This is a genomic window from Novipirellula rosea (assembly GCF_039541335.1).
Lineage (GTDB): Bacteria > Planctomycetota > Planctomycetia > Pirellulales > Pirellulaceae > Novipirellula > Novipirellula rosea.
Genome location: NZ_BAABGA010000017.1, coordinates 161037 through 180672, shown reverse-complemented (window position 1 = coordinate 180672; position 19636 = coordinate 161037). Strand labels below are relative to the sequence as shown.

General features: G+C 55.3%; 3 protein-coding genes. All 3 read left to right on the top strand.

Going from position 1 to position 19636, the window contains the following annotated elements; translation table 11 throughout:
* The first annotated feature begins 132 nt into the window (after window positions 1–132).
* The 3 genes from ABD971_RS06220 to ABD971_RS06210 all read left to right on the top strand — a co-directional run bounded on the left by ABD971_RS06220 (window position 133) and on the right by ABD971_RS06210 (window position 19634).
* Entirely contained in the window at window positions 133–456 is a 324-nt protein-coding gene (locus ABD971_RS06220; RefSeq protein WP_339941263.1) for a Rieske (2Fe-2S) protein, read from the top strand.
* A 132-nt stretch (window positions 457–588) separates the two neighbouring features.
* A complete protein-coding gene (locus tag ABD971_RS06215) occupies window positions 589–1347 on the top strand; it encodes a YqjF family protein (RefSeq protein ID WP_345320421.1) in 759 nt (252 codons plus the stop codon).
* A gap of 608 nt (window positions 1348–1955) precedes the next feature.
* Window positions 1956–19634, top strand: coding sequence for a tandem-95 repeat protein (locus ABD971_RS06210; RefSeq protein WP_345320419.1), 17679 nt, complete (start codon window positions 1956–1958; stop codon window positions 19632–19634).
* Window positions 19635–19636 lie beyond the last annotated feature (2 nt).

Here is a 19636-nt window from a genome sequence, read left to right as displayed (position 1 = left end):
TTCGGATCGTTGATAATGGGCTATATCCGCTGCGGAACGATGCCAGCTGCGGTACGATGCCCGCTGCGGTACGATCCTGCCAGCCCCGTTCACTAGCGTCACCGCAACCATGCGAAAATCGAGGAACATCGGATGTCAGATCACGTGCAAAACTGGGTCGATGTTGCGGCAGAAGAGGATTGTGTCGAAGGCCATGCGGTCGAAGTTTTGGTCGACGGGCAGGTGATCGCGATCTTTCACGAGCAAGGCGAATGGTTTGCGATGGATGGAATGTGTGCCCACCAGGGCGGCCCGATTGCACAAGGCCATGTCGCCGGCGGTTGCGTGACCTGTCCGTGGCACGGTTGGCAATATGAGTTGTCGACCGGGATTCAGACGATAAACCGTCAACCGCTGCAAAAAACGTACGCGGTGCGTGCTTGTGATGGACGAATCGAAGTCGACATGAATTCGTAATCGTCGCTTATTGCTCTGCAAAAGTAGCGTTCAAAATGACTTTACGCTCGTTCCAGGGCTCCCGTCTGGGAACCAGTCGCCGGAAAGGCAATTTTCGCGGGAGCGAAAGGCGACTTTATAAAAGGCAGCTCGATGAACGACATGCATATCGACCGGATCGCTCCGACGCGTCGACCGAGTGGCCGCTGTGACGGCACCCAATCATGGCAGTCGCTGCTATTTATGCACTGGCGTGTCCCTGTCGAAACGCTGTCGCGGGTCATTCCGAGTGCTTTGGAATTGGACACATTCCAAGGGGACGCCTACCTCGGAATTGTGCCGTTTCAGATGCGAGCGATCCGGCCTCGTTGGCTGCCTCGATCGATGGCGTTCAATTTTCTTGAGACGAATGTTCGCACTTACGTCGTGCATCGCGGTCGTCCGGGCGTCTATTTTTTCTCGTTGGACGCCAGTTCACGATTGGCGGTCATGGGCGCCCGATGGGGGTGGTCGCTTCCCTATTTCTATGCCTCGATGAGTCATCGCCTCGATTCGGGGAAAATTCGCTACGAAAGTCGTCGAGCCTCCGGAGTGCGGCACGATGTTTCGTTTCGCGTCGGCACGGAGGAGTCGATTTCGCAGCCAGGCACGCTCGATCATTTCTTGTTTGAGCGATATTTGTTGTTCGTCGAGCGTCACGGCGAGGTGCATGTCGGACAAGTCCATCACGATCCGTATCGCGTGCGGACCGCCGAAATCGATGAGCTCGACGGTGACCTCGCTCGGGCCGCTGGCGTGGACCTGCCTGCGGGGATGCCCGATTTGGCTCATTACTGTGACGGTGTCGATGTGGAAGTGTTCGGAATCCAACCCGCCACGATCGAGTCCGCGGCGGACACAGCCTCCTCCTAGACATGTCGTGCCGGTTTTAAGTTCCGTGGTCGCAACCACTTGCTTTGCCCTCCCCAACGCGACCGCGAGGCTAAAAAACTCGTCAAAGGTGGGGAGCGGCAAAGGCTGTGTGCTAGCAATGTTGAGTTCTATTTTCCCTCTACGCAGTTCACTTGCCTCGCCATCTAGGGGGGTGTGGCTCAAATTCCCGGCTCTATTGGGGAACTTTCGACGGGGCAACTCGTCCAAAGCTGCACGCGATTATGTGGATTTTTCCGCCACCATGCTGATTCCGTCGGGGGGCAGGGGGAATCATTCCCGCTTGGGAGCCCTCATTTTCGCTACGACCTGTATGCACAACCTGGATAGGAAAGTGACCGGCAATATGCCGCGAAGCATTTATTTGAAGGCAAAAAACGCGCAACTATACTCGGCCAAAGAGTTTCAAGACTCTGCTGCGCGCTGCGGTGCGCGACAGCCAGAGTTTCGGGGTTCAACTTATCGTTTTTTACCCATTTGCCTCGTCGAGCGACCTATGGTTCGTCAAGGCCAGTCTCAACTTACATCATCCTCCATCTCTCTGAAGCACAACGGAATTGGCTTTGGGGTTCGCCCGGAAGGTTCGGTCTATGACCTCGCGTAAGCGACATTTATCGTCATCGTCTTCGTCCGTCTCGAATTCAGAACTTCAGCGATCTGCTAAGAAGTCGAAGTCTTCGCATAAGAATTCGCGCAAGAAGGCTCGTCGTCAGCACATTCTGGAAACTCTCGAAGCACGCCAATTGTTGGCTGGGCCGCAGTTAATCGGCATCCAGCCCAACGATGGTGACCTGATCGTCGATGGCTCGGTTCGCGATAGCGCCCCGAGCGTTTTGACGTTCCGCTTCGACCAAAATCAACAGATCGACGCCAATACGCTCGATGGCATTCGCATCACGCGTCCAGGCGAAGACGGCGTATTTCGAACCGCGGACGATTTGCAAATCACCCCTGGCTTGGTCACGCTCGGTGACCCGAACGAAAACGAAGTCGTGGTCCGCTTTGCCGAGTCGTTGCCGGATGACCAGTACCGCGTCGAAGTCTTCGGGTACGACGATCCAGGATTGGGGATCAGTGGTCTTCGCAATATTCAAAACGAATTCCTGGTTCCTCGTACTGCCGGTGCGCGATCCGAGGTCATCAACTTTAGTCTGCGTCTCGGTGCGTTGATCGAAGCCGTCGTGCCGCAACCGGTCGTGCGTCTCGCTGATGGTTCGCTGCAACAAAACCGTAATGAAATTGTCGTCTACTTTAACGAAGATCCGCTGTTCGTCGAAAATGACGACAATGGCAATCCGACACCACGATCGGCCGAGAACCCTCGCTTCTATCAGCTGTTGCTAACCGATGAAACGGCGCGAACGACCGACGATTTGTTGTTCCAACCCGATTCGGTGGTCTATGACGCAACCACCCATACCGCTCGATTGTTCTTCAGTGGCGACATCAACAATCTGCCGGGAGTTCCGCTCGGCGGAGGCACGTTCCGCTTGCGAATTGGATCGGCGGTCGACAATCGCGTTGACTTGATCATCAAACCGACCAATGTCGATGTGGCTCCGGTCGCGGTCACCAATTTCGGAGTCCAAGGACTTCGCGTTAGCTTTGTGTCCAAATCCATTGGCGAATCCGCATCGGGGCGCAAAGTGCGGTTCGAAGATGTCGGTGCGGCGGGGCTATCGGTCCGCGCTGAAACCGACGGGACGGTCGTGTTCAATTTCGGTGGCGACTCGCCCACCTTGACCGATCTACGCGTCGTGGCGGCCAGTGAACCGACAGTAAGCGGGTTGATCGAAGTCAAATGGACGCTCAACGGTGATTCCACCCAAGGCGGCAGCACATTGGTGCCTCGCAATGTGATCGGGGCGCCTGCGTTTGTACTGAACGCGGTGGGTGACACGCTTGGCACGGCGCTGGATGTCGGCGTGTTTGGTCGCGATGAGCAATTGACGAGTTTGATTTTCAATGAGTCCATTGATGCGCAACCGTTTTTGATCGAACTGCCGGGCGGTAATGACGACCCAGGGCATCGCGAATTAGACGAAGTCGCGGGCGCGCTGCTGCAACACATCAACGATAACTTCGGTCCCGACGTGCAGAACGGGATCACCGAGATCGCCTACAACTTTAACCCGATCTTTGACACCAGCCCGACTGGCGTTCCGTTCCAAAACCAAATCACCGAGCGGCAAAAGACCCGCATCCGCGAAGCGTTGGGGTTGTGGTCGAGCAACATCGGGGTCCAGTTCCGTGAAACCGCGGACAGCGGGATCACCTTTGCACTGGGCGATGTTTCGAATCTTCAACTTGGCACGTTGCCGGGTACCGTCAGGGTTCAGCAAAGCGTGCTGAATGCTCGTGTTCGCATCGATCCCACCTTTACCGAATCTGCCTTGGTGTTCAGCAACCAAGTCACGTTTGATACCGCTTACGGCGAAGACTTCCTGCGCAAAGCGACCGCTGGGATTGGTTTGATCTTGGGGCTCGAACAGACGCCGGACTTGCCATCGCAAACGTTGATGAGTCTGAACAGTACCTATTTGAACAACTCGATCAACTCGCGACCGGATGAAGAACCGGTGTTCCCCGGCAGCTTTGATGTGTTGCATGGTCAATATTTGCATCGACCGGACAGCATCGATGTCGACTTGTATCGATTCCAAGTTGATTTGGACGACGTTGATCGCGTGGGTCAATTGACGGTCGAAACGTTTGCCGAGCGTTTGTCGGAATCAAGTCTGCTGGACACCACGCTGACGCTGTATCAAGAAGTCAAGGCATCGGCAGTGACCGACTTTGGCGTCGGCGTTGATTTGCAAGTCCGATTCGATTCGTTACTTGAAGGCCGATTGGGCAACAATTTGCGGATCGATTTCATTCAAACCGATCGCGCCGCGGGCGATACCGCGGTTCGCGTGACGCAGCCCACCGATTCAACGGGCCAACCGATCGCGAACGCCATCTTGGTGGATCTGCCTCGCAAGGGAGCCAACATCTCCAGCGTGCCTGCGAAATCGATCGTGGACGCGGTCAACAACAGCCCGTTTGCCAGTTCGATCATGCGAGCCACGTTGGTGGCTGGCGAAGCGACAACCGATGTCAGCGGCAGTTCATTGAACTTCTCGCCGATCTTGTTGAGTGGCGGGGGCATCGTCCAATTGGGACGAAACGATGACTACTTCAGCGAAGATTCGCGATTGACCGCCTCGCTCGGTGAAGGCACCTACTATGTTGGCGTTGCCGCAAGTGGCAATGACCACTACGACCCAACGATCGCACGTAGCGGTTACGGCGGATTGACTGAAGGCAAGTATGAATTGCACTTGAAATTCGAGCCGCAAGTCGATGAAACCGATGTGATTCGTGACTTGGACAGCGATCGCGTTGACGTTCCCGGCACGATCCTCGATGGCGACGGCGATGGGCAACCCGGTGGTGCTCATAATTTCTGGTTCCAAACGCGTCCACTGAATCGAACATTGACCTTTACCGACAACGGTGATGCGTTAACGGTGGGGCAAACGATCAAGGTCACCGGTGCGGCCGGTGTGGTTCGCACATTTGAATTTGTGCCGATCGGTAGTTCGGCCAAACCAGGTAATGTGGCGGTCTTCTACAGCCCTGGCAGTCCGAGTTTCCCGACGCCTGCGGGCACTTTGGCGACCACGCTGCAAACCGCGATCAATAGCCGCCAAGGCGAAACCGGTGTGACCGCGACGGTCAGCGGCGGGAGCGTCATTTTGATGGGCGAACGCGAAGTCGAGCTGTCGGCTAATACTCGCGCTCTGGAAGCATCGGGACGTAACATCTTCGTCGACAAGACGGCGGGGCCGAACGCCGACGGTAGCTTGAGTCATCCGTTTAACAACATCAGCAACTCGAACGTTGCAAACGCATTCGATGCGGCGCTGCCGAAAGACATCGTGCGGATCGTTGGCAACGGTGGCGTCGACAAGAACATCGCAACCGAAGCGGACAACTTTAGCTACAAGATCGGTATTCCCGATGTTGGAGGTGGATTCCTCGAAGACGGTCGTGTGATGGAAGTGCCCAAAGAGGTCACGACCATGATCGATGCTGGTGCCGTGTTCAAAGTCCGTGGATCATGGATCGGTGTGGGCAGTAGCACCGTTCAAGTCGATCGCAGCAATGGTGTATTGCAAGTCCTGGGAACGCCACGTTTGGTCGATCTGAGTGACCCCAACACCACGACGCTGCTGGGCAACGATGACGCGGATCGACCCGGTTACGATGACGGCAGCGTGATCTTTACTAGTTTTCGCGATCGCAACGTCGATGCGTCTGCAGTGGGCAATAGCCCTGCGGTAGCACCTGGGAATTGGGGCGGTTTGATTTTCCGCCGCGATATTGATCAAGCCGAAGGTCGCCAGAATTTGGAAGATCAAGGAATCTTCCTCAATCAAGTCAATCATGCTGAGATCCGTTACGGCGGTAGCAGCAACGTGTTGATTGATTCGGTTCAACAGTTGGTGAATCCAATCCAGATCGTCAATCTACGTCCGACGATCTCATTTAGTGAGATCACCAGCAGTGCGGATGCCGCGATCAGTGCATCGCCAGATAGTTTTGAGGAAACCAGTTACCAATCGCCTCAATTCCAACAAGCGGGCGCTTATACCGCTGACTATGACCGTGTCGGTCCCGATATCCATAACAACCAACTGTTTGAAAACAGTATCAATGGGTTGTTCGTACGTGTGGGCACCACGCCAACCGATCCGCCGCGGGCATTGACCGTGGCTGGCCGTTTTGATGACACCAGCGTGGTCCACTATGTCGCCGAAAACATTGTGATCGCAGCCAATCCAGGCGGTTCGATTCAAGATGGTTTCGCGCCGTCAACGTCGCTGATTTCGGCTCAAGCATTACGCGGTGGAAAGTTCACGCCCGGAACGTATCTGTACAAGATGACGTTCGTTGATAGTGATGGGTTTGAGTCACTCGCCAGCGCGGATGAATTCTCGTTCACCGTGAATAATTCGAATACGTCGATCGAATTGACGGGGCTGCCGCAAGTTCAAACCGATTCGGGGTACGTTTCACGCCGTTTGTACCGAGCCCTCAATGTCGGTGGAACTCTCGTTTACAAATTGGTAGCGGACCTCGATGCGTCGTCGGTTTCGTATATTGACAACGGTTCTTCGACCGACGGGGTACTCGATCTCAGTTTGAATGGTATTCGCGGACGACTCGATGCATCGCTGGTGATCGATCCCGGCACCGTCGTGAAGATTCGTGGAGCACGATTTGAATTGGGTTACGGAACTCAATTGTTGGCCGAAGGTACGGAAAGCAATCCGGTTGTATTCACCAGCGTGTTTGACGACCGTTTTGGTGCAGGCGGAACGTTTGATACTAACAACGACGGCCGAGACACCGGTGGCGGAACTTCGCCGAACTACGGCGATTGGTCTGGAATCTACGCAGGTCCGACGTCGACCATCAGCCTCGATCACGCCACGGTTGCCTATGCCGGTGGTATTAGTTTGCTCGAAGGGGGGCAAGCACGCGGATTCAATGCGTTGGAGCTGCAACAAGCCGACGGGCGGATCACCAATTCACGTTTCGAATTCAACGAAGATGGACAAGACGGTGCGGGACCGGCAGGTCGATTTGGTCGACTGATCAATACTCCGTCGACCATTTTTGTCCGTGGTGCTCAACCTATCATCGTGGGCACGACGTTCACCGATAATCGTGGTTCGATCATTGACATCGATAGCGAATCGATGACCGCTGAACGTTTGATCGACGCCGGACGTCAGACCGGAAACAGCGATCGGCTCAGTGAGTTGGACGACAACTACGGTCCGATGATTCGCTTTAACCGTTACGAAGACACGGTGACCGAAGGCAATGCGTCGCTACGTCAATTGTCTGGTTTGGAAATCCGCGGTGGCACGTTGACGACCGAAAGCGTGTGGGACGATACCGACATTGTCCACATGTTGTTTGATGGGTTGACGGTCGAGAATTTCCACAGCTCCGGCGGTTTGCGATTGATGAGCCGGGTGGATGAAAGTCTGGTTGTGAAATTGACAGGCTCGGGGACTCCCAACAGTGCGACGCTGGGGACCGGCTTTACCGCCACGGGTTCGATCGGTGACATTCAAGACCGCATTGGCGGCGCGATTCATATCATTGGCCAACCCGGGGCACCCGTTGTATTGACGAGTCTTCAAGACGATACCGTCGGAGCGGGGTTGATGCCGGATGGGTCGCAGTTCACTGATACCAACGGTGACGGCATCCAATCACGACCCGAGCCAAACGATTGGCGAAGCGTTTTCTTGGACCAATACAGCAACGACCGAAACGTCGATGTGATTACCGAATTTGAGTTGCCGACCGAAGTGGCACCGGGGCTGAACGGGGCGATTGAAAACGCTCAGCTGCTCGGCGAGTTGGCTCCGAATTTGTTTTCCGGAGACGAAAACCGTCGTCATGGGTTCGAGGTCGAAGGTTACCTCAGCAGCGAAACGGATATTGATACCTATACATTCACCGGATCGCCGGGGACCGAGATTTGGGTTGACATCGATCGCACCACCTACACGCTGGACTCGGTGATCGAGCTGCTTGACGAAAATGGTCGGGTCTTGGCGCGTAGCGATAATTCGTTCGAAGAAACTTCGGGCGATGCATCGGTGGTCGTACTGGATCCGAATTTGCTTAGCAGCACCACTTCCTTGCAAGCTTCCGGTGAACAGTACACCGAACGCGGGGCGGGCGGTTTGTATGAAGATTTCGGATCGACCAACCCACGCGACGCCGGCATTCACTTTACTTTGCCTGGCAATTCGGCCAACGCATCGGCGCGAAGTGTGTTCTTCTTCCGTGTTCGCAGTGCGTCGCTGAATCCCGACGACATCGAGGGCGGTTTGACCTATGGCGGCTATCGCTTCCAAGTGCGTTTGACCGAAGAGCAAGAGTTCCCCGGTAGCGTCGTTCGTTACACCGATATTCGCTACGCAAATAATGGCATCCACACTCGCGGATTGCCGAGTTCGTCACCGTTGGTGGGTGAAGCGGGCGAAAACGAAGGGACCTCCTCGTTTAACGCCAGTAACGACCGCATCGACACCACGCCTGGTTTATTCAGCGACACCACCCCGCTGGGCCAACGTCCTCAGAACATTGGCAATTTGGTCGGCAATAAGAACGGAGTGATCAGTGTTGCGGGATCGCTAAGCAGCACGTTTGATGTCGATTTCTATCAATTCGATGTCGACTACAGCGTTGGCAACGGTTCGTTGCTTCGCTCGACCGTGTTTGATATCGACTATGCCGACGGCTTCAATCGTCCTAACACGTCGGTCAGCGTCTTTTATGATCCCGATGGCGAGCAAGGCATTCAATTGCCACGCTTGGTGCTATTTGGCGAGGACGCAAATATCCTGGACGATTTGACCAGTCCCAACGGCGAGAATTCCTCGCTGGAAAAACTTCTGCGTGGTTCGATCGGCACCGGCGATGCATTCATCGGCCCGGTTTCGTTGCCCGAAGGTACGTATTACGTCGCCGTCACTGCCGACGGATCATTACCGCTGGAATTGACTGCCAACGCGTCGGTGCGCCGCGAGCCGATCAACTCGGTACGTCGAATCGTCGAAGACCGTATCAATCCTGCGACTCCAAGCACCGCGACGCAAGCGGATTTGATCAAGCTGTTCTCGGATGCAACCATCGCTGCGGGCGGATTTGTCGAAGCTTCGGAAACCAGTCCAGGTCACGGCAAACCAACGCACTTTGATGGTTCCAATGGAACGTCACTGACCGGAGCACCGCGGATCTCTGAATTCGTTGTTGCCGGTGGCGACGCGCCGAACAATGTAGGGGGCGCGAACACTGCCAACCTTGATAACCTTGATTTCTCACTTGTCGATGACTCTGAGATTGGTGGTCAGTTTATTGGCAGCCCGTTCTTTGGTGGCGTGTCGGAAAACACATCGGTGTTCATTCCTCACGTTTCGATCGAAGGCAATTTACGCTCGGACTTGGCGGACTTTTACCAGTTCACGCTCAATGACGATGGGCTTCGTGTGATCATCGATGTGGATAACGGCTACAATCCGTTCCAAGGAATCGATGATAACGATCCGCTCACGCCAACGTTCCAATTTGATCCCACTAGTGTGGATACCGATTTTGTTCTGTTGCGGCTCGATCCGGCCAACCCAGGGCAATTGCAGTTTGTGCCGGGCACGGGACGTGTGACCACGTCCAGCGCCAACGATGGGCGATTGGGCAGTGCACCGGATGACAACGGTGGTCGAAGTCTCGACCCGTTTATCGATATCACGCTGAACGCAGGCACCTATTTCATTGGGGTGCTGCCGACGAACACCACGTTTGCCTTCAACAACAATGGGGGGACGACGTTATCGAACGATGCGATTAGTAATAACGCACAAACCTATACGCTTCACGTTTCGATCGAAGATCACGTGTTGCCAGCCAACGCAGGCGGCAATACCGCACTGCACTACGATCGTTTAGCCAACTCGACTCCGGGAACGATCACCAGTGAACCGTTTAGTTTGGCTGGGTATGTCGCCGCCGATTTGCCGACGTTCTATTACAACTACAACTTTGATCCGTCCGCTAATGACGCCGTATCGCTAAGAATCTTTAGTGCCGACGATCCGGTGGGTGTCACGATGAATGCGACACCGAATTTTGATGCCGAATGGCACCAAAACCGCATTTCGCTTGGCCAATTTGCGGGACACGAGGGAATTCAATTTGAGTTTACCTACACGCCGTCCAGCGGTGGTGGTGGGCCGATCATTGGAACTGGCAACGGTTTGTTCCTCGACGACTTTATTGTCGGCTTTGCCGAACGTGGCGAAACGATCTTCAACGCGCGCAGCGGGGAAGACCGGTTCTCGGGATTTGGTTCCGGTGAATCGGGCGAATATCAACTCGAGATGCGTCCGGGAACTCAGTACGCAACGCCAACCGCGTTCGGCACTCAGTTGAATCTTGATTTCGACACCAACGATCGTCACAGCGAAACGATCACGATTGTTGCTCCGGCCGGCGACCAGATTGTCGATGGTGATACGTTTACCATCAGCGATGGAAGTGTCAGCCAGACGTTTGAATTCACGACGACGCCAGGCACCGTTCGTTTTGGCAACACCCCAGTGCTGTTTGCTGCCAGCGATGATCCTCATAACGTCGCCGAATCGATCCGCACGGCGATCCGTACGCAGACGCGAATCAAGGTCGAGGCTTCCTCGGCCGCAGGACAAGACACCAACGGGATGACCGATGGACGCTTGGCACTGGTCGGCGCTCGTGGCGGTTCGTTTATCGGGGTCGCAAATGTGAATCAAGCACCGCCTCCGGGAACCCGTTTGAACTTGGATGCGAATGGCAATTTGGAATTGCCGGTGATTTTCAATCAAGGTCTTGGTGACTTCAACTTCGAGCGTCGTCAATCTCAATTGGTGATTCAGAACAACACGATCAGTGACGCGCATGCGATCGGGATTTGGAGTGAGCCTGGATTGCGTGATACCGATCCTGAAGATGTTCGCCAGGATCCACGATTTGGAAACTTTGATCCATTCAACCCAGGTGTGATCACGCAGCCGCATCCGTTCATGCAGCAACCGCCGGTTGGCAATCCTCAACCCGGTGTGGCACGGAATCTGCCAACGCTTAATGACGAAGTGCTCGGCGGTTTGATGCCGGGGGTTGTGGTTCGCAACAACACGATCGACCAAGCCGGTTACGCTGGAATCAAAGTCGAAGGGGAAACACGCCCATGGATGATCGAAATCGGCGACGGCGATGACGTTGCTGACGGCGTGACGATGGCGATCGACTCGGGTGGAACACGCGTCGTGTTCGAATTCGATGACATTGGTGGTACACCGACGACCAACAGCGGATCGGGCGTCCAGGGCGGCGATGGCGTCGCCGATGGACATGTTCCGATTTATTATCGTCGAACGCACGCATCGAACCTGACCTACAACGGCCGGGCTGCCGCGAATGCTTATACTTCGATCGAAATGGCGACCGCAGTCATGCAGGCGATCCAAGGCAGCATTCTGGTCACCAACGATGCTGCGGAACTGGTGACGCCGTATATCGGTCCATCGCTGTTGACCGATGACGAGTTTGCCAATGCAAATGCACGTCGGCCGATGGACTTTACCACTGCGGCGGTCTATCTAACCGGTGTTAGCAACATCTATATTACGACCCGTGTGGCTGAAACGCCGCGTGTCGCGAACATTACAACGACATTGGCACCGGTGGCGGAACCGCTGCAACCGTTTTCACGGATCGTCAATAACACGATCTATGGTGCCGACGGTACCGAAGGCTTGTTCCCCGAATCGGCGGATCGCGAATCCGACGATACGATCGATACGGCCATTGATACCAAGATCGGTCGCAGCCATGTCGGTGCTTATGTCGACACCGCAGCGATTGGTGACAACAGCGGTCCGATTGGCGCCGCCGGCGACGTCGATTTCTACCGAGTCGAAATGGAAGTTGGCGATCGTTTGATCGTCGATATCGATACCTTCAATTCGCTCGATACGGTATTGCAAGTGTTTGATGCGGGCGGAGTTGCTCAGACGTTGGCTAACGGCCTGACCGTGGTCGATGCCGCCACCGCACCGAGCTATCTGAATCCTGGTTCCACGGTTGCTAATCCGACCAATGATGATGTCAACAACCGCGATCCGTTTGTTGACTTCACTGCCTTGTCGACCGGCACGTACTTCATTGCGGTCAGCAGCAAGGGCAACGAATCGTTTGATCCCTCCGACTTGTCCGGCCGAAAACTGGGCACCGGTGGAACAGGCGATTACACGATCTCGATCGAGAACTATGCGGCTCGCGGCTTCGTGATGAGCATCAACAACGGAGCGATCAACGATGGGGGTGGCGTTCGCGGTGCCGATTTGATCGGAACCACGTTTACTGTGACCCAGATCCCGGACGTGCCAAATGCCGCGACCAATCAAGTCACGTTCACCTTCTCCAACAATGTCGGAGTCGGCAATGTGGTTGTGGCGGATGCGGATCACATGCCCGATATCATTCGGGCGATCAGCACTGCGATCAATATTCATCCGTTGTTGGTCAATCACACCCAAGGCAACGGACCGGGCGGAATCAGTGGTCCGATCCAGCATGCTTCGGCGTTGGCACTGGGGGGACGCGATGGGGACAACGGTGGCGTTGAAAACTTGACGCTGCGTCAACCTGGGCCGCTGCTGCTCGATACGCTCGGATCCAATTCAGGGTTGGCACCGGTATTGAACGAAAAGGGAGCCTCGCTTTGGAATAGTAACGATCTGGAGGAATTGCCAGAACGCAACCAGTTGCCTGGAAACCCAATGCTTCAGGCGCTCGCGGGCAACACGACCGATTTCCAACAAGGTTACGGCCATAACCGGCTGTCGACACCTGGAAGCGGCACGACCGAGCTTTATGTGGCCGTTGATAACGTTGCCAAGATTGAACTGAGTGCCGCAGCACGTGCGGCCGGTTTGACTCTTGATCCGGTTGCCGGACGTGACACCGATCAAGTGCTCAACGAAACCGGCGTCATGATCGCAGGCGGTTCAAGTCCTGCGATCTTGAACAACGTATTTGTCAATCTGCACGAAAGTGTCGTGATCGAAGAAACCAATGCTCTTGGTTTTGGACAAAACATCAACTCGCATCCCAAGCCGATGACCCAGGACACGGTCGTGGTGGGTTCGGTGTTCCAATTCGATCAACCGAATCAAACCGATTTCAACAGCCGAATGACGTTTATTGCCAACTCCAACGGCATTACCACGGGAACAAACGAGCCGAGCAATCTGAACGGCGGCACCGACGATTTCAACGTCACGCTGGGCAACTTTGCTCCGTCACTCGAGTATGCGGCTGGCAACAACTTCTTGCCGATCGGGAATTCGTTGCTTGTCGATTCCTCTGTCAATTCGTTGACCGATCGCGACACGTTCAAGGCATTGAAGGCGTCGGTGGGGATCACCGAAAGCAACGTGCTGGCACCGACTCGCGATGTCAACGGCATCTTACGAGCGGACAACCCGTTCTTCCAACCGCCGGGAACTGTGGGTGAATCGGTCTTCCGAGATCGTGGCTCCAATGAGCTTGCCGACTTTGTTGGCCCCGTCGCGATTGCCGAGATCCCACGCGACAACGATGCCGAAGGAATTGATTCGGATCCCGCGATCAGTTTCATCAATTTGACCGGAGGCACATACAAAGAATTCCGTATTCAGCTGCGTGACAACGGCGATGCCTCGGATCCATTCCCAGGTATCGGCATCGATGACAACACCGTCGTTGTTCCTGCGATCCCGGGTCTTCGCCCACGGGGTGCGAATGTGACGTTGTTCGAAGATGATCGTTTGCTCGAAGAAGGCATCGATTACATCTTTAGCTACGACAAGACAAAGAACCTGATCACGTTGACGCCGTTGGCGGGAATTTGGCAGGACGATCGTTCGTACCGCATTGGTTTGAATAACCGTGACCGCACCGTATTGTCGGCCCCTGAGGGACGTAGTCTGTCCGACGGAGATCAAATCACGATCACGGACGCCAACGGTGGCGATATCGTCTTCGAATTCGAGACCGGTTATCAGTTGCAGTTGCCCGAAACGATTTCGCTGATCGTGCCTCAAGTGGGCACCAATTTTGGTGGCGTCAGTGACGGCGATATTTTCCAGATCAATGATGGCGTCAACCCGGTCGTTGTCTTTGAACTTGATAGCGATGGGGCCCGATTGCCAAACAGCGTCGTGGTTTCCTTGCCATCGGAGCGTCCGCCGACCGATCCCGCCGCGCTGCGTGTATTCCTAAACGGAATCGCGTTGAACATCCAAGCTGCCATCGATGCGGAAGTGGCCGCCGGGCGTTTGAATGTCGAAACCAAGGTTGATCCGCTCAACGACGCTAACGGCGATCCGATCACCGATCCTAACAACGATCCGTTCCGCGTCGTGATTGGTGCCGAACCTGGTACCACCGCGACCACCAGCGGCAGCGGATTGCTGCAAGATGTGCGAACGCTTGCTTTACGCGTCCCCGAAGCGGGATCCGCATTCGGCGGTGTCGTCGATGGAGACACCTTTGTGGTCAATGACGGCACTCAAGCGATCACGTTTGAATTCGATATCGCTGGCGGCCTTGTCGACCCTGCCAACGTGGTCGTTCCGATCGCAAGTGATTTGACGTCGAATCAAGTTGCCGTGGCAATCCAACAAGCGATTTTGGCCTCCTCCTTGCGTTTGAACGCTCGCGTCAATGCGGACTCGGTCTACTTGAACTTGCCCATCAATGGTTCTGCGAATGTTCCTTTTGGCCAACTGACGTTGGTGGGACTCAGTCGCACGCCGACCGATGGTGACTTGATCACGTTCTCGCCGAACAACGGTTCCGACCCGATTAGTATCGAGATCAATCGCACCGACGAGCCAAGTGCTGTGCTCGGGACGACGATTGACGATGGTGTGACGGTTCCGAACATTCCGGTAAACATCACTCGTTTGACCACTGCCGATGAATTGGCAGCGAAAATTGTCGCGGCAATCAAGTCGACCAAGGTGAACGGAGTTGACCGAATTGTCGGCTTGGATACCGATCAAGTGACGGTGATCGACGGAAGCCAGGTTTCGATCGGTGGAGAACAAGGTCTTGGCGTCGGAGTGACCGGGACTTCGCTCGAAGTCGTGGGAACACCTGATGTCACCGGTGCCTCGTCGATCGAAGTGTTCGGACCGCTGCTATTGAACCTGCCGCTGGTTGGCGGTGGTGGTTTCCAAGACGGCAGCGTGCTGATCTTGCGAGATAACCTCGGCAACGATGTGATCTTTGAATTCAACTTGGTCAACACCCTGCAGACCGTTCCGAATTCGATTCCTGTCACGTTCAACACCTTTGACACTGTCGACATTTTGGCAGATTCGTTGGTACTGGCGATCAATGGTTCGACCGTGGGCATTACCGCTCAGAACCTTCTCAATGGTCGCATCTCGCTGGGACGTATCGCCGCGGACCGAGTCGAATTGAACGGGATTCCCGCAGATCCGGCCGTGCCTGGCTCCGGAGCTCCCGGCGTCTCACAAATCGCGATCCGCCGTGGGATTGTCAACGACGGCGAAGTGCTGACGCTGCGTCAAGGCACCGTGGCCGTCTCGTTCGAATTTGAATCGGTCAATAACGGCGGCGGTGTACGACCTGGAAACATTGCAATCCCATTCCAACCGACCAGCACGATTGGGGATATCGCGGTTTCTTTGGCGGCGGCCATCAACAACAACCGTGGCTCGCTACGGGTGACTGCGACCGCCGATTTGGACTTGCTCGGCAATCCGACCGGAACGGTTTCGCTTGACGATTTGCCGGGAACCGTCGTGGACGCCTCGCAAGCGCCCACGTTGAATGTGGTCGGGGTACCAGGCGGAGCGATTGCGATTCCAATCAAACCCAACTTCACAGCCGAACAGATCAAGACAGCCCTGCTGAAAGCAATCAATGGTGTCAACCAACCGGGTGAACCGGCGTTGACGAATCTGGTTGCCGAAGACCGCGGTGGAGGAACCTTCTTTGTCGAGAACGGACAAATCTTCCAAGGGCCGATCTCGACGTTCTACCTGCCGGGTATTAAGGACCAAGTCGGCAATCCGTTGGAACCGAACCGCGACGATCAAACCACTCAGTTCACCATTTTGATGCCGACGGTAGGTCTCGATTTCGGTGATGCTCCGGATCCCGTCAGCGGTGTTCCGGGTCGTTACCCGACCACGCTTGCCAACGATGGACCTCGCCACGTGGTGGGCGGTGATATCAAGTTGGGAACCAAGGTTGACGTGAACGCCGGTGGCATCCCAGGCCACGCGGCCGATGGTGACGATCTGACGATTTCTGCAACGTCGACCGGCACGTTGTTCAACGTGAAAATTGTCGAAGGACGAGTCGAGGTGACGGTGAACTCATCCGTCAACGCCTCAACGCGTGACGGAGACACGATCACGATCGATACCGGCGTGGACATCGCGACGCTCGAATTTGATATCAACGGTCGATTCGACGAAGACCATTTTGCGATTCGTTCGACCACCAATACGCCAGAATCGATTGCCGAAGCGATCAAGAAGGCGATCGAAGAGAGTCCGCTTCGTCCGGCAGCCGTTTCGGTTGACGGCGCCGTGGTCACGATCGATGGAGATGACGAAGACGGTGTCGACTTTGTCAGTGATCTGAATCCAAACGGAATTCTCAATCGCAGCGTCGGCGTGACTCGCGTTGACGAAAACGGCGACTTGATCCTCGACGCCAATGGCAATGTCGCGATCTTCTTGCCGATCAAGGTCACGGGATCGGGCGTGCTGGATGCTTGGATCGATTTCGCCGCCGACGGTGATTTCACCGACGTGGGCGACCAGATCATTAGCGGAGCCATCCTGAATGGGGACGGCCAACCACAAACGTTCTACGTTCCGTTCCCGTCCAACGCACCGAATCCGGTTGCTGCAACGGACACCTATGCTCGGTTCCGCGTTTCACGCAACGGTGGATTGCAACCGACCGGTTTGGCTCTCAGCGGCGAAGTCGAAGATTATCGATTGCGTTTGTTGCCTGGATCCGCTCCGGCCGTTGGCAACCAACAAGCCAATCGCACCTACACCGTCCAAGAAAATCGTCCGTTACAAGTCCTCGATAGCACGGGACAGTTGACGCCAACGACGACAGGCGATGACGGTTTGTTGGTCGGAGTCATCGATGCGGATAACGATGACGTGGCCATCTATGCTCCGGACGTACGAAAGGAAACGCTGTTTGTCAGCAATGTCGAAGCGGGGGAATTGGATCTTCGCAGTGACGGAACGTTCACATTTGTGCCGGCGAAGGACTTCAACGGACAAGTCACGTTCAGTGCTCGTGTGACCGATGTGAAGCCGCTGAATACTGCGAGCGAATTGCTCAGTGCACGACCAATTTTGGTCACGATCAATGTCACGCCGGTGAATAATCCTCCGGTGCTCGTTGGCAGTAACCCAGGCAAATCGGTGCGAATCAACGAGGATACGGTGACCACGTTCACCAAGGCCGAATTGATCGATCCGTTCTATAGCCCAGGTCCGGCGAACGAGGCAAATCAGCCATTGATTTTCCAATCGGTGGGCAGTGTCCGTGGTCCATTCTTGTCGTCGCTCGGCGGAATCATTGCGATTTCCAGTGACGGTCAAAGCTTGGTCTACACGCCACCGGTCGATTACAACGGAAGTCAAGCCGATACATTTACCTACTTTGTCGCGGATGTTCCCGGTGCTGGCCAGACGCCTGAGACCGCAGCGGTCCCCGGGGTGGTGACAATCTCGTTTGACGCGGTGAACGATGCACCTCGTCTAACCAATGACACCTACACGGCCGAGGAAGATACGCCTCTGATTATCCCTGTTCGTACGGCGGATAAGAAGGGCATCTTGGACAACGACGCTGCGGGACCGGATGACGAAGTCAACCCACCGCAAAGTCAAACGATCAGCCTGGTCACGAGCGACTTCCCGCAACGGACTTTCCGCGGCGGTAATGTTGTGCTTGAAAATGGAAATTTGCGTTACACCCCGCCGTCCCAGTTCAGTGGTGTTGACCAGTTCAACTACAGCGTTCGTGATAGTTTGGGGGCCACGTCAACGGCGCTTGTGATTATCAACGTGGGTGGTCAGAACGATGCACCGCAATTCATCGGGATCAATGGAAACGCCAATGAAACCTCGCTGACCTTTGACGAGAGCAAAGACGACGCGAGAACGGTGCAGTTCGATCTTTCGACTTGGTTTAGCGACCCCGAGAATGACGATATCAGCTATACCGTCACGTCGTCGAATTCGTCGATCGTTGCTGCTCGTGCCTTGGCGGATACGTTGATCTTGGATTTGCCACCGTTTGCGTTCGGCAACGCGACGCTAAGCATCACCGCGGTCGATACCAGTGGTGCTACCGTCGTCACCCAAATCCCGGTGACGGTGAATGATACGCCGGATCCACCGACGTTGGTCGGGACGTTCAACCCGCTTGGCGGGGTCGAAGACCAATTGGTGACCGCGACGTTGTCAACCGTGTTTGCGGATCCCGACGGCGAACCACTGACCTATTCAGTTGCTCGAATTGGCAATATCACGAATCCAACTGCGGCGCAAATTGCACAGCATCCGTTGGTTCAATCGATTGGCTTTGTCAATGGTGAATTGCAGATCCAATTGAAGCCAAACCAATCGGGCGCGGTGGAGCTTGAAATTGCCGCGACCGATGGCAGTTTCCGGATCAGCGACGCATTCACGTTGACGGTCACCGCGACTCCCGATGCTCCGGTTGCCAACAACGATGGCTACAACGTTCCGGTTGGAGCTCAGTTGCAGGTACTTAACCCTGCGGACGGTTTGTTGGGTAATGACACCGATGCCGATGGCGATTCGTTGTCGATCGATCTGAACTCGGTGACACCGACCAGTCCTGATTTTGTGCTCAACGCCGATGGAACGTTTACGTTCAAAGCCAGTTCCGGCAACGTCGGTGACAAGATCACGTTCTCGTACAACGTGGTCGATTCGACGGGACTTGTAAGCAACACGGCGACGGTCACGTTTACGTTGAACCAATCGCGTTACCAGAATCCAATCGCTTCGATGGTCACGGACGTGAATGCGGACGGCGCCATCTCGGCACTCGATGCACTGCGAATCATCAACCTATTGAACCAACGTTTGACAGGTTCCGCTTCGTCGTTGCCGGTCGATGCCATTGGCAGCCCGCCGCCTGACTATGTTGACGTCAGCGGTGACGGGTTCGTTTCAGCGTTTGACGCTTTGTTGGTAATCAACGCATTGGAACTTCGTGGCGGTCAACCGATCGGCCAGGGGGAAGCGGTCGCCGAAGGTGAATTTGCGGTCCAAAGCGACTCGTTGACCAGCGACGCCAACCTTGCCGCCTCCGTCTCGTACGCTTCGGCATCCGCAGCTAACCTGCCGGTTCGCAACGCGGCCGCTGTCGAGGGCGAGTCCACAACGTTAGCGGTCGATCCACGTGATGCGATATTGCAAGCGGGCTTTGAAATTGGTCGTTCGGCGGTTGAAAACGTCGTCGATCAGTTCGGAAGTTCCGATGCAGACTCGGCGTCCTCGGACTCTTCGAGTGTCGACTTGGCGATCACCTCGTTGTTGGAAGATTCCTTTATCAACGGAGATGTGCAGTGAGT